Raw genomic sequence first — 20,177 nt, forward strand, 5'->3', positions numbered from 1 at the left:
AGACTTGTTTACTAATAAGTCGGCTGAATAGGGCTCAGGTAGTAGTAAAATATAAAGATATTTTATCAATGTCAAATTATTTCGATCTGTGCTGGCACTAAGCTGGGATTTATGGAAGAAATAAGTTCGCTTTCTTTGAAATATTAAAATAATGGCATTACCTTTGTACTGTAATAAAAATAATTACAGAATGAACAACGCAAGATTTGCCATATCACTCCACATCCTTACCCTGCTTGATAAAGCAAAGGAAGAACTGTTGTCTTCTGATTATATTGCAGGGAGTATCAATATCAATCCGGTACTGGTACGTAAAGAACTCAGTAATTTACGGAACCATGGTTTTGTGGCTAGCAAAGAAGGTAAAAATGGAGGGAGTTATTTGGCTAAACCTGCGCATAGTATCTTATTGTCAGCTGTTTATTTGTCGGTCAGGCAAAATAATCTTTTGGGTACTTCTAAAAACACACCCAATCCACATTGTCCGGTAGGTAAGCAGATCAATACTCATTTGAATAATTTATACGAAGCTACAGAGGCGGCCTTGATTAAAGAACTTTCTGGAAAAAGCCTGGCCGAATTTAGCATGAAATTTGATTGATTTTTTTTAGTTAAAACTGTAATAAAATATATTACAATATAAAGGTGTAAACGATTACTATAAATATAAATAAGAATAACTATGAAAACAGCACTCATTGGAGCAAGTGGCTTTGTAGGGGCCAGTGTTTTAACAGAATTATTAAACCGTGGCCATGAGGTAACAGCCATAGTAAGGGATGCAGACAAAATAAAAGTTGAAGATGAAAAGTTAACGGTTAAAACACTAGATGTTTTAGATCAGGAGGCTTTAACTGCCGCTCTAAGTGGAACCGAAGCCGTGGTAAGTGCTTTTAATGCGGGCTGGACTAATCCAAACCTTTATTCCGATTTTATCGCAGGTTCTGAAGCGATACAAGCGGCAGTTAAGGCTGCTGACGTAAAAAGGCTGATTGTGATTGGTGGTGCCGGTAGTTTGGAAATAGAAGGTAAACAACTCGTTGACGGCCCAGATTTTCCAGAAGCTTATAAAGCTGGCGCGACTGCGGCTCGCGATTATCTGAATGTGATAAAAAAAGAGAAAGATTTAAACTGGACTTTTTTTAGTCCGGCAATTGAAATGCATCCTGGAATTGAGACTGGTCGTACAGGAAAGTTCCGTTTGGGAACCGATAGTCCGGTATTTGATGCGGCTGGAAGAAGTTCATTATCGGTACAGGATTTAGCTGTTGCGATTGTAGACGAATTGGAAAATAATAAATATCCACAACAAAGGTTTACGGCTGGATACTAAATAAAAAAGGGATTGGTTTTAGCCAATCCCTTTTTGCATTTTAACTTTAATAATTATTTAAATCTATAGGTTAGTGATACCCTTGCATTTCTTGGCATATCATAAATATAGGTATAGTAAGAAGAAGCTGTAGCGGTCTCAGTAGCCAGTTTAGTATAAGAACCTTGGGTCAGTAGTCGTCTGTCTAATAAGTTGTTCACTAATACAGAAAGTGAGAACTTGCCTTTTTCATAAGAGGCACCAGCATCAAAACGTATGTAAGTTGGCAAATCTAAAGGTACTGATGTTGAGCCAGCATGTCTGTCCAATTGAACCTGATAACCGCCAGTTAAACCAAAACCATTGAGGAACGAATTTTGGTCTTTGAATCTGTAAGATAACCAGCCATTAGTGATGTGTTTTACAGAATTAGGAACAAACCGACCTATAAGTGTTGAATTGGCATCTTTGCTTACTCTTGCATCTGTAAGCGCATAATTTAATACGACGTTCAAATCTTTTACGATCTCACCTGCGATATCGATTTCAATACCTTTAGATTTTACTTCACCTAATTGTATTTGCGCATTTGGATTTAGCTCCAGGTGTGCGGGATCGAGATCAGCTGTAAGCACATTTTTTTTCGTAATTTTATATGCTGCTACTGTAGCGTTCCATTTTCCATCAAACAAATCTTTCTTCAAGCCGAATTCAATATTATTCCCTCTGATTGGCTTAAATGCCTCACCGGCATAATTCTGACCAGCAACAGGTAAAAAGCTTTGGTCATATAAACCATAGGCTGAAAAATCTTTAGCGATAGAATAACTTAACCCCATACGCGGACTGAAAACATTATCAGAAATTTGAGTAGCATTAGTTTTTCCAACAGTTACAGCATGTGTAAAACGTCCTGCTAATGTTATACGTAACTTTTCTTCCAATAAACGCAATTCGTCCTGAAGATACACGCCTGTATAAGTCTGGTTCGTTGCATATGAATTTCCACCTGACCGTACTTGAATGCTTTTTGATCTGTCAAAAACAGGAATGTTTGCTGCCGGAATGCCGTAAACAGGGGTGTAGACATTGAAAATACCATTTGGGCTATCTTTAGTAATCTGTGTTCTGATATCTTGAGGGCCGGCAGTAAAATCTCCCCAGGTTTTGAGATTACCCATATCGATTCCTCCCATTAGCCTATGAATTACTGGTCCCGTAACAATGTCACCCATAATGCTTAACTGGGCATTTTTATTAATAGCCAGCTCATCTGCCATATTGTAATATCTGATCATATCGCCATTTTTTGCAAGCGATTTCATCCACATTGAGCCACCTTCAAGACCATATTTCACATAAGCAACCTGACCATTGATCTTCCAGTTGTTGTCTAATTTATGGTTAAAATACAGCGTTAAATTATGATCTGATAATTTGAGTGGGTCTAATGCAGGATCGCCCATGAAAAAACTAGGCGGTACATCTTTAAATCCTACAGGAGAGAAGCTATAACTTCCAAGTGCCTGAGCAGTTACATGTTGATGGGTATATTCTGCAGTAATTAATGTTGCACTGTCAACCTGATAACTGATAACTGGTGCGAAAATATATTTATCGTTGAAATTATATTTATTGAAGCTTCCTTTCGATTGAGCTGCAAGATTTAAGCGGTACAATAAACGACCGTCTTTAGATAATTTGCCGTCCAGGTCTACTGCCGCGCGACCTAAATTATAACCTCCACCACTTAATGTTATGGAGCTACGGTTTTCGCCAGTAGGTTTTTTAGTTACGATATTATAGATACCTCCTGGCTCTCCATTAGCCATCATGAAACCAGAAGGACCTTTTACAAATTCAACACGTTCGATAGTTGCCGCATCATCAGCCAAAGGGCCCCAAGGCATTTTCATGTTCATTCCATTACGGAATGCAGGAATGGTAGTACCACGGGTAGAGATATTTGCATATTGCGCATCCCAGTGACCAGTACGGGTAACACCACTCACGTTACGTGTAATTCCGTCTACCATGTCGAATACCATTTGATCGGCAATAAGTTGGCTAGTCACTACTTTAATGTTTTGTGGAACTTCAATCAATGGTGATTGTAACCTCAAAGAAGGGGATACCTTATCTACCTTAAACTTTTTCTTATTGGCAGATATCTGCACATTGTCCAGTTGAGATAAGTCTTCTTTTAGTGAAAAATCAGCAATCACAGTCGACTTACCTGTCAAAGTAATTTGTTTTTCTTTTGGGTACAAACCAACGGCGGATACCACAATGGTATAAGAGCCTGCAGGTACTTTGCGCACGATGTATTCGCCATCCTCATTACTGGTAGCACCTAGCGTCGTGCCTTTAAGTTTGACAGTGATGCTTTCAGCTACACGGCCATCGGATGTGGTGATCCTGCCTTTAATGGTACCTAAATTTTGAGCGTATAAGTTGGAGCTAAATAAGAGAATTAATAAAATGTATAGTATTCTTCTTCGCATTGTTTATTTAGATTAATTATAATTTGCGCAAAGTAAAGCAAATGTTGTGTAAAATCCTATTTATTCATAATGATTATAAATAAATTTTCAGTTGCATTTTGAAAATCAAAAGGAAAGCTTTTGATAATGACTAGTATATAACTAGAGATTGTTTTATTTTTGCGGCGAATACTGCGATTGAATGCCAAGAAAAAGAATACGTAAGCACTACAGGAGGGCAAGATATATTTTGTACCGCGAAACACTAATTGATGCCAAAGAACACATCCTAACTTTTTTAGGTTCTTTTGTAGGGATCGGGTTGATTGGTTTACTCAATAGCCAGTATTTAGTAGCCAGTGAGAATTTATTCCTGATTGGATCTTTTGGGGCTTCATCTGTATTGGTATATGGAATCATCAACAGCCCGCTGGCACAGCCACGTAATCTGATTGGCGGCCATGTGATCTCGGCAATCATTGGTGTAACCATAATCAAGCTGTTTCCAAATGAGCTTTGGTTTGCCTGTGCACTTGCGGTTTCCCTGTCTATCGTAGCCATGCAGGTAACGAAAACGCTGCACCCACCAGGTGGAGCAACGGCCTTGATTGCGGTAACTGGTGGGGCAAAGATTAAAGCTATGGGATATCTTTACGTACTTTCCCCGGTTTTAACAGGGGTACTGATCCTCTTTCTGGTAGCCCTGGTATTTAACAACCTGAGGCATCGAAGTTATCCCGCTCAGCCCATTTTTCGAAAAAGAAAACGCCCGTCAAATTAAAGCGGCATTTTTTTTATTCCCATGGCATATTGAATGCCACCCAGTAAATGTTTTAAAAATAAAGGATCTGTATAAGACTCGTCAATGTGGCCCAGTCCGGTGTAAAACGAACGCCCGCCATCAAAATCACGATACCAGGCAATGGGATGGTAGCCTGGGTTTTTACCACCTTCGTAACTGGTCTCATCAAGCGTAATTAAAACCTTCAGATCGCCCTGGATATCTTTGAAGTTGTACCATTCATCTTTTCTTTTCCATACTTCAGGTAAATGTGCAGTAGAAATGGTTTTTCTGTCGACAACATTTAAAGTCGCCATTTGCTGTTTGGGGTGATTGGTGAAATAAGCGCCAGCGAGTTTCCCATACCATGGCCAGTCGAACTCGGTATCCGTGGCCGCATGTACGCCAACAAAACCTCCGCCAGCTTTAATATATTGTTCAAAAGCAGTCTGCTGTGCGGCATTAAAGATATCTCCTGTGGTACTCAGAAACACGACTGCCGCATACTGTTTTAAATTTTGAGTAGTTATTTTTTCTGAATTGGTGCTGGTATCCACCTCAAATTTGTTTTCTAATCCCAGTTTTTGAATGGCTGTAATACCAGCCGGGATAGAGGTATGGTGAAAACCTGCTGTTTTAGAGAAAATCAGGAGTTTTTTCTTTTTGGCCAAAACCGCAGTTGAAAGGAGAAAGATCAGTAAGGTGGCCAGGGATAATGAAGAAATGGTTTTATACATGGTTTAATAGTTTTTAGCTAAGTTAGTAAATAGTTTTTCCCAATCTGCGTTGCCCTTGCTTTTGCCGAGACGGACGATGATCATATTTTTTGCGGGGTTCACATAAATGTACTGTCCCAAAATTCCGGCAGCCATAAAATCTCCACTTTTGTTTGGAAGCCACCACTGATTTTGATAGTACCATGAACTTCCATTTTTAGTGTTTACCGTGGTAGACTCCAATACCCAATTTTTAGAAACAATTTGTTGCTTATTCCACATACCCTTGTTTAAGTACAAACGACCAATCTTTGCAAAGTCGCGCGCCCGGGCGTTGATACAGCAAAATGTTTTTTCTAATCCGTTTTTTTTACGATCAATACTCCAGCTGGCGTCATATTCCATTCCAAGCGGCTGCCATAGTTTTTCCTGAAAGTACTGGCTGACGGTTTTTGTTTTCAAGGCACGCTCCAATATCAAGCCAAGCAATTGAGTATTGCCGCTTACATACTCAAACTGCAGGCCTGGTTCGCGTTTTAAACTCATCTTTGATATGGCTTTTCTTAAATTTGTTCCGTAATAGAAGGTCGCGACATCTCCGAAGGGATTGGTATAACCTTCGTTGAACTTTAAACCTGAGGTCATTTGTAATACGTGTTTAATGGTCACCTTCTCAAAACCTTTATTTTTTAGCTCTGGTAGGTAATTGGTGATGGGTTCCTGTTCGGATTTAATCAGGTCATCATCTAAAGCACATCCGATCAAAATTGAAGTGACAGATTTTGCCATGGAAAAAGATGGAACTATAGATGTTTGGTCATAACCTTTGAAATATTTTTCGCATTTGATGGTGTCATTTTGTATCAAAAGAAATGCAACTGTTTTATTCTTTTCCAGATATTCATCAAATGAGACCTCCACTTGATGTTCATTGATTATTTTTTCAGGCACTTTATTCGTGCTGTCCTTATGGAAGCTGAATTGTTGAGATTCATTGTGTAAAGTTCTGGACGGAAATTTTTTGTAATCCTTGATATCGGCGAAATTATAGACCACAAAACGGGTGACCTTACAAGACATAAAAGTCACCGTTAAAATGAGTAGCACAGTTTTGATATAGGTATAAGGGCGTCCGGAATTGTTCATTTCAATGAATAGCTAAATCTTTTTTTTAATAATAAGGAATTCCTCGTTGGCTAAAGTCAGGTAGCCATAATCATAGCAGAAAATGTATAACTCACCTTTAGAATTTTTATACGTATGGGTATGGTAATCCCGGTTAAATCCGGTGCCCAGCAATTTGATACTGCTGATTTTAGTACTGTTGCCCTCACTTAGTTTTGACAGTATAGAACGGTTTTTCTTTAAAATGATATTGATTGATTTGACGGATTCAATAGTGTTGTGGTTGATTTTATTGTTGTGGCTGACCCGACACTGGTCGTTGCAAAATTTTTTATCCACCCTTCCATATACAGGTTTATCGCAATCTAAGCACAAGCGTTTCCTGGTTGCTACTTGAATATCCATGATTCTGATCTAATAAGCTGTAATATAGTAATAATAATGCATTATAATTAATTTTATGTCTTTCAGGTTATCAATATTTTGGGATAATTGTCAAAATTATCCGAATTAATCGGATATAAACGTTTATAACCGGATAACATACGGATATTTCCAGTTGTATAAATCATTTTTACAGGATCAGTAATTGTGTTGATTATTGATGATCAATTAGAAATTTTGAAATGATGGAAGTTATAAGAAATAGTGTTCGTCTGACAGGTGTAGCTGGTATTGACCCTGTGATTGTGAGTTTTCCAACCAATAAAAGAATAGCGAGAGTGAGTCTGGCTGTAAATGAGTTTTATAAAAGTACATCGGGAGAGCCTATTAACCAGACGCAGTGGTTTAACCTGGTATTTTGGAATAAAAAAGTAGAACTCGTGGAAAACATTGTAAAAAAAGGTTGCCTGATCACCATCGAAGGTAAATTAAATACTCAATCTTACACAGATAAGAAAGGAGAACAACGCTTCAATACCGAAATTGTGGTCAATAATTTAGAACTGGTGGTCAATTGAAGGAGATGGGACCAGCTTACTTTTTGTTCAGACTCAGTTGCATACCACCATAGAAATTCCTGCTGGCTGCGGGATTAAAATACCGTCCACCAGCAGCATTCAGGTCGTTACCCAGGCTGTATTTTTCGTTCAAAAGATTATCTGCACCAATAAAAACGGTAAAAGGGAGCTTTCCTATGTAAAGGTTTTTCTTGCCAATTTTGGCCTGGAGTAAATGGTACTTTTTAGCATATGCAGTATTTGCATCATTCAGCGGAATCCGGGAGGTGAAATTGTGCTGTACAAATACATAGTAGTTTTTTGGAAGCTCAATATCTGCGCTGCTGATCGAAACTGTCTTCGGAACCCCTGTCAGGTCATTTCCCGAGAAGTTGATGGTTTTATCTATATAATCTTCAAATTTAAACCTGCTCCAGGTAAAACTATTGCGCAGTAACAAAGCTCTGACAATGCCGGATGCATTGGGCTTAATGACCTGGAAACTCAGTTCCGTTTCCAATCCCCATTGTTTTGTACCGCCGGCATTGACAAAGTATTGGGTATTGTTCTCATTTAATCGCCTTACAATGGCCTCATTAAGGTGGTAATAAAAACCCGTTACATCTACCCACAGCCTGGTTTGGACAGCCTGGTACTTGAATCCTGTTTCATAGTTCCAGCCGTGTTCTGGTTGAAGGTCTATGTTAATCACGTTATCTGAGGCCCTGACTTCAGCAAGCGTAGGTGGTGAATAGCCTTTGCTTACAGAGGCCTTGACGGAAAATTCTTTGTTGATTAAATAAGATAGGGCTGCTCTTGGCATAAATTGCGTATCAAACCGATTGGTTTTTCTTGAAGTTTCAATCGGAGCAAGGCTCTTATAATCATATTGGTAGAGGTTCGCACTGATAGAGACCTCCAATAGTAATTTTTCAAGTACATCAAGATTTAAATGGGCAAAAGCAAAGTTGGATGCTGCATTTAGGCGGTCTGATGCCTGTAATGCGGCCAGAGTACCAAAATTATTGTCGTAGTTGTTAAAATCGGTTCCGGTCTTCATGCTTTCCAGTCCGAGGTTAAAAGCCCAGTTTAATTGTTCGGTCTGCCTCGTGTATGCAAGATAAGTTCTTAGACCAAATGTCAACTCTTTTCGTTTTTCGTAATTGGTGATAAATGGATTTTTAAAATCTGTGTAAGTAGAAAATATAGCCGTTACCTGTTTGAACTGATCGCTGATTTTCCAATCGTTAGAGATGCCTCCATATATGGTTTTACTGTAGATCCCCGCATTTTGCTCCAGCGCACTTTTGGTATCTGGGCTAGCCGGCCTTGAGGCGCGTGGATTTTGCAGGTATTGAATTTCTGTTAATCCACCGGGAGTATTGTAATGTAAATCAGAATAAAACAGCAATGCTTTTAGACCGGCATTTTTTGCATAATCCCATTTTTGAAACGCCTGGAAGTACGTACGGTCCATTCCGCTGTGGTCCCGATAGCCGTCGCTTCGCTGGTAGGCTTGTGTTAGATTGATCGCATAATTATGAAATTGTTGATTGACTGTTGCCTGTTCGTGGAAGCTGCCAAATGAACCACCTTCTAGATTGAGACTGGCTTTTGTTTGGCTGTCATCCAGGCCTTGCGGCTGGATGCGTATCACGCCCCCGGAATTGGCGCCATATAATCCGCTTTGCGGACCTTTTAATATTTGCAGACCTGATAGGGCTGAAACGTCTAATGCGTTGAGATAGGTATTTCCACCAGCATCTGTTAATGGGAACTCGTCGAAATATATTTTTACATTTCTGATGCCAAAAGGTGAACGAAGCAGACTGCCCCGAATGGAAAGGCGATAACTGCCGGGCGACCGCTCTTCCATGCGAACACCTGGAATGGTATTCATCACAGATACCAGTGACATAGATGACTGCTTTTCCAGGGCAGCCTGGTCGATCAGACCTACTGATCCGGTGGCCCTGATTCGCGGTTGAACCGAGAAATAAGGTTTAATCACAACTTCGTTAAGTTTCCGTGTGGTATCTTGTTTGCTTTGGGCGAAGGTCTGGGACCCGGCCAAAATCAAACAACCCATTAAAAGTTTATTCATTCCACACAAAACTATCATTTAAAGGCTATAATTTATGCTGTAATTTTAGCTATTTATTCTTAATTATATTCAGTTTGTATTGATAGGTCAAAAGCAGGTAACGTTTCAATATCTGAGACTCTCCTGTTGAAATGCTATTCTCAGAAGCATAGCGATAGATGCTGATGTTTTGGTCAAACAGGTCATACACTGAAAGTTTCAGTTGTCCGCGGTCTTTCTTTAACATTTGTTGCGAGACGGCCACATTGAGGATGTTGGCGCTTTTTTGAAAACCGACACCTATTTGTGGATTGTACTTGTAGTTATAGTTGAGTTCCCATTCTATGCGCTTAGGCCAACGCAAAGTTGATGTGGCTTCGAGCGTATGTGTATAATTGTGAATGGTTTCATAGTCAACTTCTTTGTACGCAGTGCTGGAATTGTTGAACCGGTAACCCAGGTTGAAGCTCATCCATGATTTGTAATTAAAATTTACCGATTCGCCGATGCTTAGTCTGGTTTGCAATTGACGGCCTTCATCGTCATTCAGGAAAAAAGTACGCTGATCTATACTTGTGCGGAAATTGGTATTCAGACTAATTTGCCAATTTTGTGACTTTTTGAACTGTTTTCCGATGCTTCCACCAAGGCTAATCGCATAGCTTCCGTTTCTGTTTACATTGGTTCTTACTGTTGCACCATTGTCTGCAACGCTGCTTTTTTGTATAATGTCATTTTCTGAAAACCTGGTGTTACCATAAACATTGACACTGATTTGCTTCGAATTGAAGTATCGGTAATAATAACCAGAAATTTCATGTGCAGTTGTGGGCTGTAAGTTTGGATTTCCTATAGATTTATAGAGTGGATCATACTCTCTGGTAATGGGCTGAAGGTCTGAAATGTCAGGCTGACGGATTTCTTTACCGTATTGAATAGAAAATGCGGGGCCTTCAAATTCCAAAGTAGGAAGCCAGTACAACCCATGGTCACGTCGATCCGGAATACCGGTGTTGAATTGATCTTTTACGGATTGATACTGTGCATTAATCCCTAGCCTAAGTACATAATCATCATTAAATTTATAGCCTAATTTTTGCGTGAAATTCTGAATATACTGATTTCTGACGAGCAGGTTACTTTGATCAGATAAGAAGAGGTCATATTCTGAGGTAAGCCCGTTTTTATCAAAACTGGATACTTCTTCCCGGTTTGAATTATAGCTTGTTCCCAAATTGGTTTCCGTGAATAATTTTTTGGTCAGGGGATAGGTAAATTCTATTGCAACGTTCGCTGAGTTTCTTTTGGTGCGTTGATTTCGGTATCGGTCTGTTGTTGTTGAAGGGAGCGAGGCTATATATGAGGTTAGCTCACTAAAAGCATAATTGTCTTCCAGGTTGTTATTTAAATCCAGGTTATGTGAGATTCGGATTGAGCTGCCTTCTTTTTTGAATTTTTTATTGTAAGAAAACTCATGTCTGAAATTGGTATTGCTGGCATCATTTTGTTGGTTATTGCTGGACTCACTTACCATTGGCTCTTGTGTATTGAATGTGTTGCCAAAACTCGAAGTTGTGGATCGTTCTTTGTTGAAGGTAAGTTTGGGTTCATACCTGATGCTTTGAAGGGTATCAGGATTCCATTCTATGAGTCCGCCAAGCGCGTGTTTGTTCATTTTTTGCTCATCCTGGTAATTGGATGACCGGCTCAGCCTGGTGTCGGTTAACACTTGCTCTAAAAATGATTTTCCCCGGTTTTTCAGGTTAGATTCATTGTAGAAATAGATCAGGTTCATTTTTAATTTCTTGCCATAGTCATTGTTGATGTTAAAACCGGTCGATTTTATTTCTTCCAGGCCGCCCCAGCCTCTCCCTCCAAATGTGCCATCGTACACTTGTTCTCCTCCTGAACGGTCAAATCCACCCATTCCGCTCAAATCCTGCCTTGAAAAGCCAGTTTTGCTCAGGTTATTGGCCAGGCCAATCACACTAATCTGCAAGGTATCCCTGAAACTGCTCAATATTCCACCGGCTTCATAACGTCCGCGTGTGCCTCCGCCGCCGTAGAATTTTCCGATCGTGCTTTTCTTGATTTTACTTTTTAGCTTTAAATTGATGATTTTACCCACTTTTGATGCGCTGATCTTATGATTGGGATCATGTTCGCGGTCATCGTATACCTGTATTTTAGCAATCAGGTCGGCATCCAGGTTTTGTGTCGCGATCTTCGGGTTGTTTCCAAAAAATTGTTTGCCGTCAATGAGCAGTTTGCTGATCTGTTTGCCATTCACCAGAATCGATCCATCTGTGTTGACCTGTACTCCCGGCAATTTCTTGAGCAATTCTTCAACTACCGCGTTGGGCCGGGTTTTGAAAGCCGATGTATTAAATTCTATGGTGTCTTTTTTAATGATAACTGGTGAACGCGCTCCTTCAATCACCACTTCCTTCAGGTTATTCCCGCTGAAGAATAGCGTGCCAAAATCTTTGGTTCTGCCTTTTTCGAGTTGAAGCTGCCGGGTAATGGTTTGATAACCAACATAAGAAAGGATCAGCCTGGTCTGCCTGTCTGTAGGTATGGAGGAAATGGAAAATTCACCTTTTTTATTACTTAGCGTATACGAGATGAGTGAAGTGTCTTTGGCATTTACTATCGCGATCGTTGCGTATTCTATCGGCGTTTTACTTAAAGAATCTGCAATTATTCCCCTGACAGATGCTTTATTTTGAGCAAATGAGGCTATCGTAAACAAACATAAAAATACTGAGGCGATAATTTTATACATGACGTGAAGGCGTTTAATTCCGTATTTAAAAATTTGGCTGGTGGTTATATTGGTTTTGTTTTTCAATGATACGAAAATGTATAGTTCCGGGTAGTTAAATAGTGTTAAACAATATATTTATCACATTTTCATGCGCCTAAATTCATCAGTTTATTATATCTTTAGGCGATTTAATCAAAAGCATGTTTATCATAAACAGTCGGCTTTATTTTTATTCATTATAATCGTATTTATAAAGTATATGTCACACACCTCAAAAATTATCTATACCAAGACAGATGAAGCGCCAATGCTGGCAACTTACTCATTATTACCAATCATACAGGCTTTTACAGCCTCAGCTGGTATTGACGTAGAAAGCAGGGATATCTCTTTAGCGGGAAGAATTCTGGCAAACTTTCCTGAATATTTAAAGGAAGATCAGAAAGTTGGAGATGCGTTGACGGAACTGGGCCAGTTGGCAACAACTCCAGAAGCCAATATTATTAAATTGCCAAATATTTCTGCATCTATCCCACAACTGGTTGGTGCAATTACAGAACTGCAATCACAAGGATTCGCCTTGCCAAACTATCCTGATAATGCGCAGACTGACGAAGAAAAGGCAATCAAGGCAAAATATGCAAAAGTTTTAGGTTCTGCTGTAAACCCGGTTTTACGTGAAGGTAATTCTGACCGCAGAGCACCTAAAGCAGTTAAAAATTATGCAAAAGCAAACCCGCATTCGATGGGTGCCTGGTCTTCAGATTCGAAAACCAAGGTAGTGAGTATGCATACCGGTGATTTTTATGCATCGGAAAAATCCGTTACCCTTGCAGAAGCAGCTCAATTTAAAATAGAGTTTGTAGCCGCAGATGGTACCGTGTCTGAACTGAAAGGTCTAGCTCCATTAAAAGCAGGTGAAGTGATCGATAGTTCCGTGTTGAGTCTTTCTGCATTAAAATCTTTCATTACTGAAGTTATTGCTGAAGCAAAAGCAGCTGGCGTATTGTTCTCTGTGCATTTGAAAGCAACCATGATGAAGGTTTCTGACCCAATCATGTTTGGAGCAATCGTGGAGGTTTATTTTGCGGATGTTTTTGCTAAATATGCTGATCTGTTTAAAGAACTGAACGTAGATACCAGTAATGGTTTAGGTGATGTATATGCTAAAATTGCAGGAAACGCGAAAGAAGCAGAAGTGAAAGCGGCAATTGATGCTGCGATTGCAAACGGACCTGCCATTGCCATGGTGAACTCTGATAAAGGAATTACCAATCTTCATGTACCTTCTGATGTGATCGTTGATGCTTCGATGCCTGCAATGATCCGTACATCCGGACAAATGTGGAATAAGGACAACAAACAGCAGGATACTTTTGCAGTAATTCCTGATCGCAGTTATGCTGGTGTATACACCGCTACCATTGACGATTGTAAAGCACATGGTGCTTTTGATGTAACCACAATGGGCTCTGTACCTAACGTTGGTTTAATGGCACAGAAAGCAGAAGAGTATGGTTCACATGATAAAACTTTCCAGGCCATTGCAAGTGGAACAATCCGTGTGAGTGATGCCGAGGGTAAAGTATATTTTGACCAAAATGTTGAAAAAGGCGATATCTTCCGCATGTGCCAGACTAAAGATGCGCCAATTCAGGATTGGGTTAAACTGGCTGTAAACAGAGCACGTTTGTCTGCTACACCAGCGGTTTTCTGGTTAGATGAAAATAGGGCTCATGACAGACAGATCATTGAAAAAGTAAAAAAATACCTGGCAGATCACGATACTGCAGGTTTAGATATCCGTATTTTATCGCCAATTGAAGCGACTAAATTTACTTTAGACAGAATTCGCAAAGGAGAGGATACCATTTCTGTAACCGGTAACGTATTGCGTGATTATCTGACAGATTTATTTCCGATTCTGGAATTGGGTACTTCTGCCAAGATGTTATCGATCGTTCCGCTAATGAATGGCGGTGGTTTGTTCGAAACCGGAGCTGGTGGTTCTGCACCTAAACACATTGAGCAGTTCCTGCACGAAGGTTATCTGCGTTGGGATTCATTGGGTGAATTCCTTGCACTGGCGGTTTCTTTAGAGCATCTGGGACAAACCCAGGACAATCCAAAAGCTTTGGTTTTGGCTGAAACGCTGGATGCAGCGACAGAAAAGTTCCTTGCAAACGATAAATCTCCGGCACGTAAAGTGGGACAAATTGACAATAGAGGTTCACACTTCTATCTGGCGTTGTACTGGGCTGAAGGTTTGGCTGCTCAAACTAAAGATGCAGAACTGCAAGCCAGATTTGCACCATTGGCTAAAGCATTGGCTGAAAATGAGTCGGCGATTGTTGCTGAACTGATTGGCGCACAAGGCAAGCCTCAGGAAATCGGCGGTTATTATCATCCGAATGATGAACTGGCTTTTGCAGCAATGCGTCCAAGTGCAACTTTGAATACTGCACTGGAAAGCTTGTAGCTTTAAAAAAAATAGACAGGCCCGCATCATGATTATGGTGCGGGCTTTTTATTTGTGGAAAAACCTAAACAAATGGAACTGGATTTACGTTATCTCCATATAAAATAGACCTTTTATGAACGAGCAACAAGAAAACTTGTCTGATCCAAAGAAAGCAGCAGACAAACTTCATCCAACAGATTTGGGTGAAACCAAAGATTTTAATAATCTTGCCTATGATAAGGATAAGAATAGTTTTGAGTTTGATGTGAAAGGTGAAGAAAAGGATTATGACCATCCACTTCCCTACGATACCTCTGCACCGAACGGAGAAGACAGCATCTCTACATATGATGAGGCTAACCCGTATGTAGGTGATGAGTATGATGAGGAACGCGAAGCTGGTGATAAGTTAGAAGGCGCGGGAATGCGCATCGATGGCGAAGGCTCAAGTGTTTTGCTAAGTCCGGAAGATGAAATTCTGGCCCGTACGCCAGAAGACGATAGAGATGACCTTGATGAAGAAGGTTATCCTGTAAATGACAAGCCCGGGTATTAATTAAGACGTAACATCCAGGTTAAACCGTCTGCGCATTTCTTCCAGTTTCGGATTTTTCTCCACCAGGTACTGGTATTTTTCTGTACTGGTGTACAGACGGTTTACAACCTCTTTAACCACCTGTTTGGTTTTTATGAAAATGCTGAAGTTTCTCAGTCTCGGCCTCAGGAAATTGAGCAGGTCGATCATTTCTTCCTGTAAAATGCTTTCCTGCAGCTTATGTTCTATTTCCAGCAAAAGGGTTTCCTCTGTTTCTTTAATGGGTAAGGAGGTACTCATCAATGTGTAGATGTTTATTTTTCCAGCTTCTTTAGCCGTATTGGCATATTGATTCCAGTAAAAATGCAGTTGTTCGATGGTAAATGGCTCACGGTCACTTCCACTGATAAAAGAAGGCTCATCACTCGCAATTTCTCCACTGGCCGTACGGTTAAGATCGTTTAATGACGGTATTAGTGAACTGACTTTGCTTTGCTGTCCTAAAGATATTGGATTTAAAGCAATTTTATCAGCTGGTGCACTTGCCCTTTTGGGTAATGGTATGCTAACCGATGGTGATACAGTTGGTTTTGCTTCCTGCGCAGGAGCGGCTTGAACTGCTTGGGTTATCGACGGTGTGGCTGGCGTATTTTGCTGTGTAACAGCTGCTGCTGAACCCTGATTAATTGCAGGAGCAGGAGGAATTGCTGCGGAACTTAGATTAGTTTTTTTTTTAATCTGATCCTGGTCAGTTGCTGTATTTCCGTTGGGTTGGCTGGCGAGTTGCAGTACCGATGGAATGTGGCACATCTTAATTAAGGCCATTTCTACCTGCAAACGCTGATTTTTACTATTCTTGTAATTCAGGTCGCATAGGTTGGCCAGATTTAAGGCTGTTAATATGAAAGATACGGAAGTCTGCTGACTTTGGCTGATGTATTTCTGTTTGATGTTTTCACTTACCTCTAATAACTTCGTGGTCTGAGGGTCTTTGGCGACCAGTAAATTACGCAGGTGACTGGCCAGTCCGTTGATGAAGTTATTGCCATCAAAGCCATTGTTTAAGATCTCGTCAAAAAGCACAAGCGTCTTGCTGACATCACTTGTTGTCAGGTATTGCGTCAGTTTAAAATAGTAATCGTAATCCAGGATATTCAGGTTGTCAATTACCGATTTGTAGGTTAAGTTCTTATTGGTGTAACTTACAATCTGGTCAAACATCGATAGGGCATCCCTTAGTCCGCCATCTGCTTTTTGAGCAATGATATGAAGTCCATCTGCTTCTACAGCAATGTTTTCACGCTGTGCAATTTTGTTCAGGTGATTTGAAATGTCATCTACCTGGATCCTGTTGAAATCAAAAATCTGGCAACGGGACAGGATTGTTGGTAGTATTTTATGTTTTTCTGTAGTAGCTAATATAAATATAGCGTATGACGGTGGTTCCTCCAGTGTTTTTAGAAACGCATTGAATGCATTTGCCGATAGCATATGTACCTCGTCAATGATGTATATTTTATATTTACCTGCCTGTGGTGGTATCCGGACTTGCTCGATCAGGCTGCGGATGTCATCTACAGAGTTGTTTGATGCGGCATCCAGCTCGTGAAAATTGAAGGAATGACCGGTCTGAAAAGAGACGCAGGAATCGCATGTCCCACAAGCTTCCTGATCTGCAGTTAAATTGGTACAATTGATTGTTTTGGCAAGAATACGTGCACAGGTCGTTTTTCCTACACCCCTCGGCCCACAAAACAAGAATGCTTGCGCCAGCTGGTTATTTTTGATGGCATTTTTTAAGGTACCTGTAATGTGTTGCTGACCAACAACGGTTTCAAACGTTGCCGGGCGGTATTTACGGGCCGATACTATAAAATTCTCCATTCGCCAACGAAAATAGGAATTTTTGTCGAGCTTGAAATATTAGAATGCCCGAATGTTGAAAAATTGACGGTAAACAGGCAGAGCTTTATCATTTGAAAATCGACTTGATTTCCTTTCTGTATTGTGAAGCGCTTTTTCCGGTAAACTCTTTAAATGACTTATTGAAATGACTGAAGTTATGAAAACCGCTTTCGTAGCTGATGTTAGCAATACTGGTTTGTTTTTCTGCCAGAAGTTTTGAGGCATGTACAATCCGGTATTCGTTGACAAAGTGGGTGAATGTTTTCTTAGTTATTTTTTTGAAATACCGGCAAAAGGATGGGACGGTCATGCTGGATAAGCCAGCGATTGTAGCAAGGTTAATCTCTTCCTGAAAATGATCTTTAACGTAGTTGAACACCATACTGATCCGATCGTTATCCTGGGCCTGCATTTCCATGGAGAAGCCGGCTGCGTTTAAGATTTTGAAATCTTCGGCATTTGATAATTCATTTAAAACGTTTAATAGCGTCAGCAACCTTTCCAACGGTGCTTGTATGTCCATGATTTCTATGCGGTTGCCCACCAGGTTTTTGGTTTCCGGGCCAAAGGCGATTCCAGCTTTCGCTTTTTCGAATAATTCGGCAATACCTTTTGTCTCCTGCAGGTTTAAAAAATCCTTTCCCAAAAATTCGGATTTCATTTGGATGACCGTCTCATGTTTATTGCCGGTATTGGTATCGGTAAAACCGCAATGTGGCAAATTGCTGCCTATTAAGATGAGGTCGCCCTCTGTATAATAAGAAAGGTGGCTGCCGATTTGACGTTTACCTGCACCTCCATTTACATAAACCATTTCTATTTCAGGGTGATAGTGCCATAGGTGGGCTTTGTTATTCAATTTTTCCTCATATTTGGAATAGTAAAACGAGCTTCCAAATGAAGGTTCAATAACTTCGAAACTGGGTTTGATATTTTTCATTGAAATGGAATTTGTCTTTTATCGGTAATAAAGTAGTCGCAATTATCCGTGTCAGGACCCTGCTTTAAAATTATAAATTTTTTGTGTTTTATCTGAATTAGAAATGCTTTATTGTCTTTTTTGAACTGAAATTCAGATTTGTTGTTAATATAGCATAGATATGTGGGAATATGCAATAAAAAAACGATTGAATTGAGTGGTAATTTTGTTTCATCAAGTAATTATTCACTTTTTAAACATTTTTATCATGAAAAATTTCTTAAAAATCAGTTTAATCGCAGTTTTGTTATTCAATTCTGCTGGTTTGTATGCGAATGAAGGTGATTTTTCCTTCAAAGTTAAGAGTGTAAACGAAAAATCGATCGGTTTTTTCATTAATGAGGCTCAGGTTGTAGAGGTTTCTCTTTATGGAGCCAATAATGAGGTTTTATATAAGCAAAAAATTAAAGCTAAATCGGCTTCGAACAGAATTTATGATCTGAATTCTTTTCCAAATGGAAATTATACATTTAAATTGGAAACATCGTCGACAGTAGCTGAATACCAGGTTGTGATCAAAGACGGTGAAACAGTAGTTTCTGATCCGGTAGTTGTTGAAAAGGTTATCCCTTTGTTGACTAAAGAAAACGACATCGTGACTTTAAACCTGGGTAATGGAGCAAAAGGACCAATTGTTGTTCAGATTTATAATGGCAATAGCGAACTGGTGTACGATAAGACCTTTGAAGGTGCAGATCAATTCGTTAAACGATTTAATGTAGCCAAAGTTGATGTGAATGAGTTGAACTTTGTCATTAAATTTGACAATCAAGAGTTTACACAAATGGTTGAAATGTAATCGCCTGGAGAAATTTATACTTTTAAGGAGGTTGCCTCAGCAGGAACCTCTTTTTTATTTAGCGAATACTGAGGAACTTAGATTGAAACAGTTCTTTGTTTTAAAGATAATTATAACTACATTTGCAGCCCGCATTAAGAGCGGATTAATTAAAAACAATAATAACAATGAATCAGTACGAAACTGTTATCGTTCTAACCCCGTTGTTATCAGATGAAATTGCAAAAGAGGCGATTGCCAAATACAGCAAAATCATTTCTGATAGCGGAGCCGAAATTGTTCAAGAGGACAATTGGGGTTTGAGAAAATTAGCGTATCCGATTGAAAAAAAAGCAAGCGGATTTTTTCACCTTACAGAATACAAATCTTCAGGTGAGGTTATTAGTAAATTGGAATTAGAACTAAAACGCGATGAGCGTGTTTTACGTTTCCTTACCATTAGATTAGACCGTCATGCGGTTGCTTACAATGAGAAGAAACGTAGTGGTGCTTTTAACAAAAAACCTAAACAGGAGGCTGCAGTATAATGGCAAAGGATCAAATACAATATGTTACCGCCCCAAAGGTGGACGATAACAGAAAAAAATATTGCCGTTTCAGAAAAAATGGTATTAAATATATCGATTACAAAGACGCAAACTTCCTTTTGAAATTCATCAATGATCAAGGTAAAATTTTACCTCGCCGTTTAACCGGTACTTCATTGAAATTTCAACGTAAAGTGGCTCAAGCGGTAAAACGCGCACGTCACATTGGATTGTTGCCTTTCGTTGCTGACCAATTAAAATAGGAGCTGAGACATGGAAATCATTTTAAAACAAGATATTAAGTCCCTAGGGGAGAAAGATGATATCGTTAATGTAAAGCCAGGATATGGTCGTAATTACTTAATCCCACAAGGATTTGGTGCTTTGGCTACTCCTTCAGCTAAAAAAGTATTAGCAGAAAACTTAAAACAAGCTGCTTTTAAACAAGATAAAATTAAGAAAGATGCTGAAGGTATCGCTGAGCGTTTAACTGATGTTAAATTGACAATCGGTGCTAAAGCTGGTGAGACAGGAAAGATTTTTGGTGCTGTAAATACCATCATGATTTCTGATGCTTTGAAACAAAAAGGTTTTGAAGTTGACCGTCGCCGTATTACTTTCGAAACTGAGCCTAAATTTGTTGGTGAGTATGTTGCCAACTTAAACTTACACAAAGAAGTGAAAGTTAAAGTTCCTTTCGAAGTAGTTGCTGAGTAATCTTATACTTGACAGATACTAAAAAAGCTTCCTGATTTCAGGAAGC

The 20,177-nt window shown here is 39.6% G+C and carries 18 protein-coding genes; 10 read left to right on the forward strand and 8 right to left on the reverse strand.

The window, feature by feature from the left end; translation table 11 throughout:
* The first annotated feature begins 190 nt into the window (after positions 1 to 190).
* The gene (locus tag IM797_RS08350) at positions 191 to 601 is read left to right on the forward strand and encodes an Rrf2 family transcriptional regulator (RefSeq protein ID WP_194126637.1); all 411 of its coding nucleotides are present in this window, start codon (positions 191 to 193) and stop codon (positions 599 to 601) included.
* Positions 602 to 682: 81 nt separating this feature from the next.
* Complete coding sequence (locus IM797_RS08355; protein WP_194126638.1) at positions 683 to 1,333, forward strand: NAD(P)-dependent oxidoreductase; 651 nt, start codon at positions 683 to 685, stop codon at positions 1,331 to 1,333.
* Positions 1,334 to 1,386: 53 nt separating this feature from the next.
* On the opposite strand, the gene IM797_RS08360 is transcribed toward IM797_RS08355, so the two are convergent.
* On the reverse strand, positions 1,387 to 3,816 hold the full coding sequence (locus IM797_RS08360; RefSeq protein ID WP_194126639.1) for a TonB-dependent receptor: 2,430 nt from the start codon (positions 3,814 to 3,816) through the stop codon (positions 1,387 to 1,389).
* A gap of 181 nt (positions 3,817 to 3,997) precedes the next feature.
* On the opposite strand from IM797_RS08360, the gene IM797_RS08365 reads away from it, so the two are divergent.
* A complete protein-coding gene (locus IM797_RS08365; protein WP_194126640.1) occupies positions 3,998 to 4,576 on the forward strand; it encodes an HPP family protein in 579 nt (192 codons plus the stop codon).
* Here IM797_RS08365 and IM797_RS08370 read toward each other — a convergent pair.
* The 3 genes from IM797_RS08370 to IM797_RS08380 are packed head-to-tail and all read right to left on the reverse strand — an operon-like array spanning position 4,573 to position 6,822.
* Positions 4,573 to 5,313 carry a ThuA domain-containing protein gene (locus IM797_RS08370; RefSeq protein WP_194126641.1) on the reverse strand — a complete coding sequence of 247 codons (741 nt, stop codon included), beginning with the start codon at positions 5,311 to 5,313 and terminating at the stop codon, positions 4,573 to 4,575. The two genes, IM797_RS08365 and IM797_RS08370, sit on opposite strands and share 4 nt — an antisense overlap.
* 3 nt (positions 5,314 to 5,316) lie before the next feature.
* Positions 5,317 to 6,438, reverse strand: coding sequence for a serine hydrolase (locus IM797_RS08375; RefSeq protein ID WP_194126642.1), 1,122 nt, complete (start codon positions 6,436 to 6,438; stop codon positions 5,317 to 5,319).
* 12 nt (positions 6,439 to 6,450) lie between these two features.
* Entirely contained in the window at positions 6,451 to 6,822 is a 372-nt protein-coding gene (locus IM797_RS08380; protein WP_194126643.1) for a hypothetical protein, read from the reverse strand.
* Between the two features lie 221 nt (positions 6,823 to 7,043).
* Between IM797_RS08380 and IM797_RS08385 the strand changes: the two genes are divergently transcribed.
* Positions 7,044 to 7,379, forward strand: coding sequence for a single-stranded DNA-binding protein (locus IM797_RS08385; RefSeq protein WP_228098761.1), 336 nt, complete (start codon positions 7,044 to 7,046; stop codon positions 7,377 to 7,379).
* 16 nt (positions 7,380 to 7,395) lie between these two features.
* Here the strand turns inward: IM797_RS08385 and IM797_RS08390 are convergent, their stop codons facing one another.
* Together IM797_RS08390 and IM797_RS08395 are read right to left on the reverse strand one after the other, a co-directional pair.
* Complete coding sequence (locus IM797_RS08390) at positions 7,396 to 9,462, reverse strand: TonB-dependent receptor (RefSeq protein ID WP_194126644.1); 2,067 nt, start codon at positions 9,460 to 9,462, stop codon at positions 7,396 to 7,398.
* A 49-nt stretch (positions 9,463 to 9,511) separates the two neighbouring features.
* Entirely contained in the window at positions 9,512 to 12,226 is a 2,715-nt protein-coding gene (locus IM797_RS08395) for an outer membrane beta-barrel protein (protein WP_194126645.1), read from the reverse strand.
* A gap of 241 nt (positions 12,227 to 12,467) precedes the next feature.
* Between IM797_RS08395 and IM797_RS08400 the strand changes: the two genes are divergently transcribed.
* Both IM797_RS08400 and IM797_RS08405 read left to right on the forward strand, forming a co-directional pair.
* A complete protein-coding gene (locus tag IM797_RS08400) occupies positions 12,468 to 14,687 on the forward strand; it encodes an NADP-dependent isocitrate dehydrogenase (RefSeq protein WP_194126646.1) in 2,220 nt (739 codons plus the stop codon).
* Between the two features lie 115 nt (positions 14,688 to 14,802).
* A complete protein-coding gene (locus IM797_RS08405; RefSeq protein WP_194126647.1) occupies positions 14,803 to 15,225 on the forward strand; it encodes a hypothetical protein in 423 nt (140 codons plus the stop codon).
* Here the strand turns inward: IM797_RS08405 and IM797_RS08410 are convergent, their stop codons facing one another.
* Together IM797_RS08410 and IM797_RS08415 are read right to left on the reverse strand one after the other, a co-directional pair.
* Positions 15,226 to 17,088, reverse strand: coding sequence for a DNA polymerase III subunit gamma/tau (locus IM797_RS08410; RefSeq protein WP_194126648.1), 1,863 nt, complete (start codon positions 17,086 to 17,088; stop codon positions 15,226 to 15,228).
* An 88-nt stretch (positions 17,089 to 17,176) separates the two neighbouring features.
* On the reverse strand, positions 17,177 to 18,049 hold the full coding sequence (locus tag IM797_RS08415; RefSeq protein WP_194126649.1) for an AraC family transcriptional regulator: 873 nt from the start codon (positions 18,047 to 18,049) through the stop codon (positions 17,177 to 17,179).
* Positions 18,050 to 18,296: 247 nt separating this feature from the next.
* Between IM797_RS08415 and IM797_RS08420 the strand changes: the two genes are divergently transcribed.
* The 4 genes from IM797_RS08420 (at position 18,297) to rplI (ending at position 20,131) form a co-directional block, all read left to right on the forward strand.
* Positions 18,297 to 18,887, forward strand: coding sequence for a hypothetical protein (locus IM797_RS08420; protein ID WP_194126650.1), 591 nt, complete (start codon positions 18,297 to 18,299; stop codon positions 18,885 to 18,887).
* A gap of 167 nt (positions 18,888 to 19,054) precedes the next feature.
* The gene (gene rpsF / locus IM797_RS08425) at positions 19,055 to 19,414 is read left to right on the forward strand and encodes a 30S ribosomal protein S6 (protein WP_194126651.1); all 360 of its coding nucleotides are present in this window, start codon (positions 19,055 to 19,057) and stop codon (positions 19,412 to 19,414) included.
* Positions 19,414 to 19,677 (forward strand): 30S ribosomal protein S18, encoded by a 264-nt coding sequence (gene rpsR, locus IM797_RS08430; protein ID WP_012780908.1) that lies wholly within the window; start codon positions 19,414 to 19,416, stop codon positions 19,675 to 19,677. The genes rpsF and rpsR overlap by 1 nt, the downstream gene beginning before the upstream one ends.
* 10 nt (positions 19,678 to 19,687) lie before the next feature.
* Positions 19,688 to 20,131 (forward strand): 50S ribosomal protein L9, encoded by a 444-nt coding sequence (gene rplI / locus IM797_RS08435; protein ID WP_194126652.1) that lies wholly within the window; start codon positions 19,688 to 19,690, stop codon positions 20,129 to 20,131.
* The last annotated feature ends 46 nt before the right edge of the window (positions 20,132 to 20,177 follow it).

The organism is Pedobacter sp. MC2016-24 (genome assembly GCF_015223055.1).
In the GTDB taxonomy this organism is placed as follows: domain Bacteria; phylum Bacteroidota; class Bacteroidia; order Sphingobacteriales; family Sphingobacteriaceae; genus Pedobacter.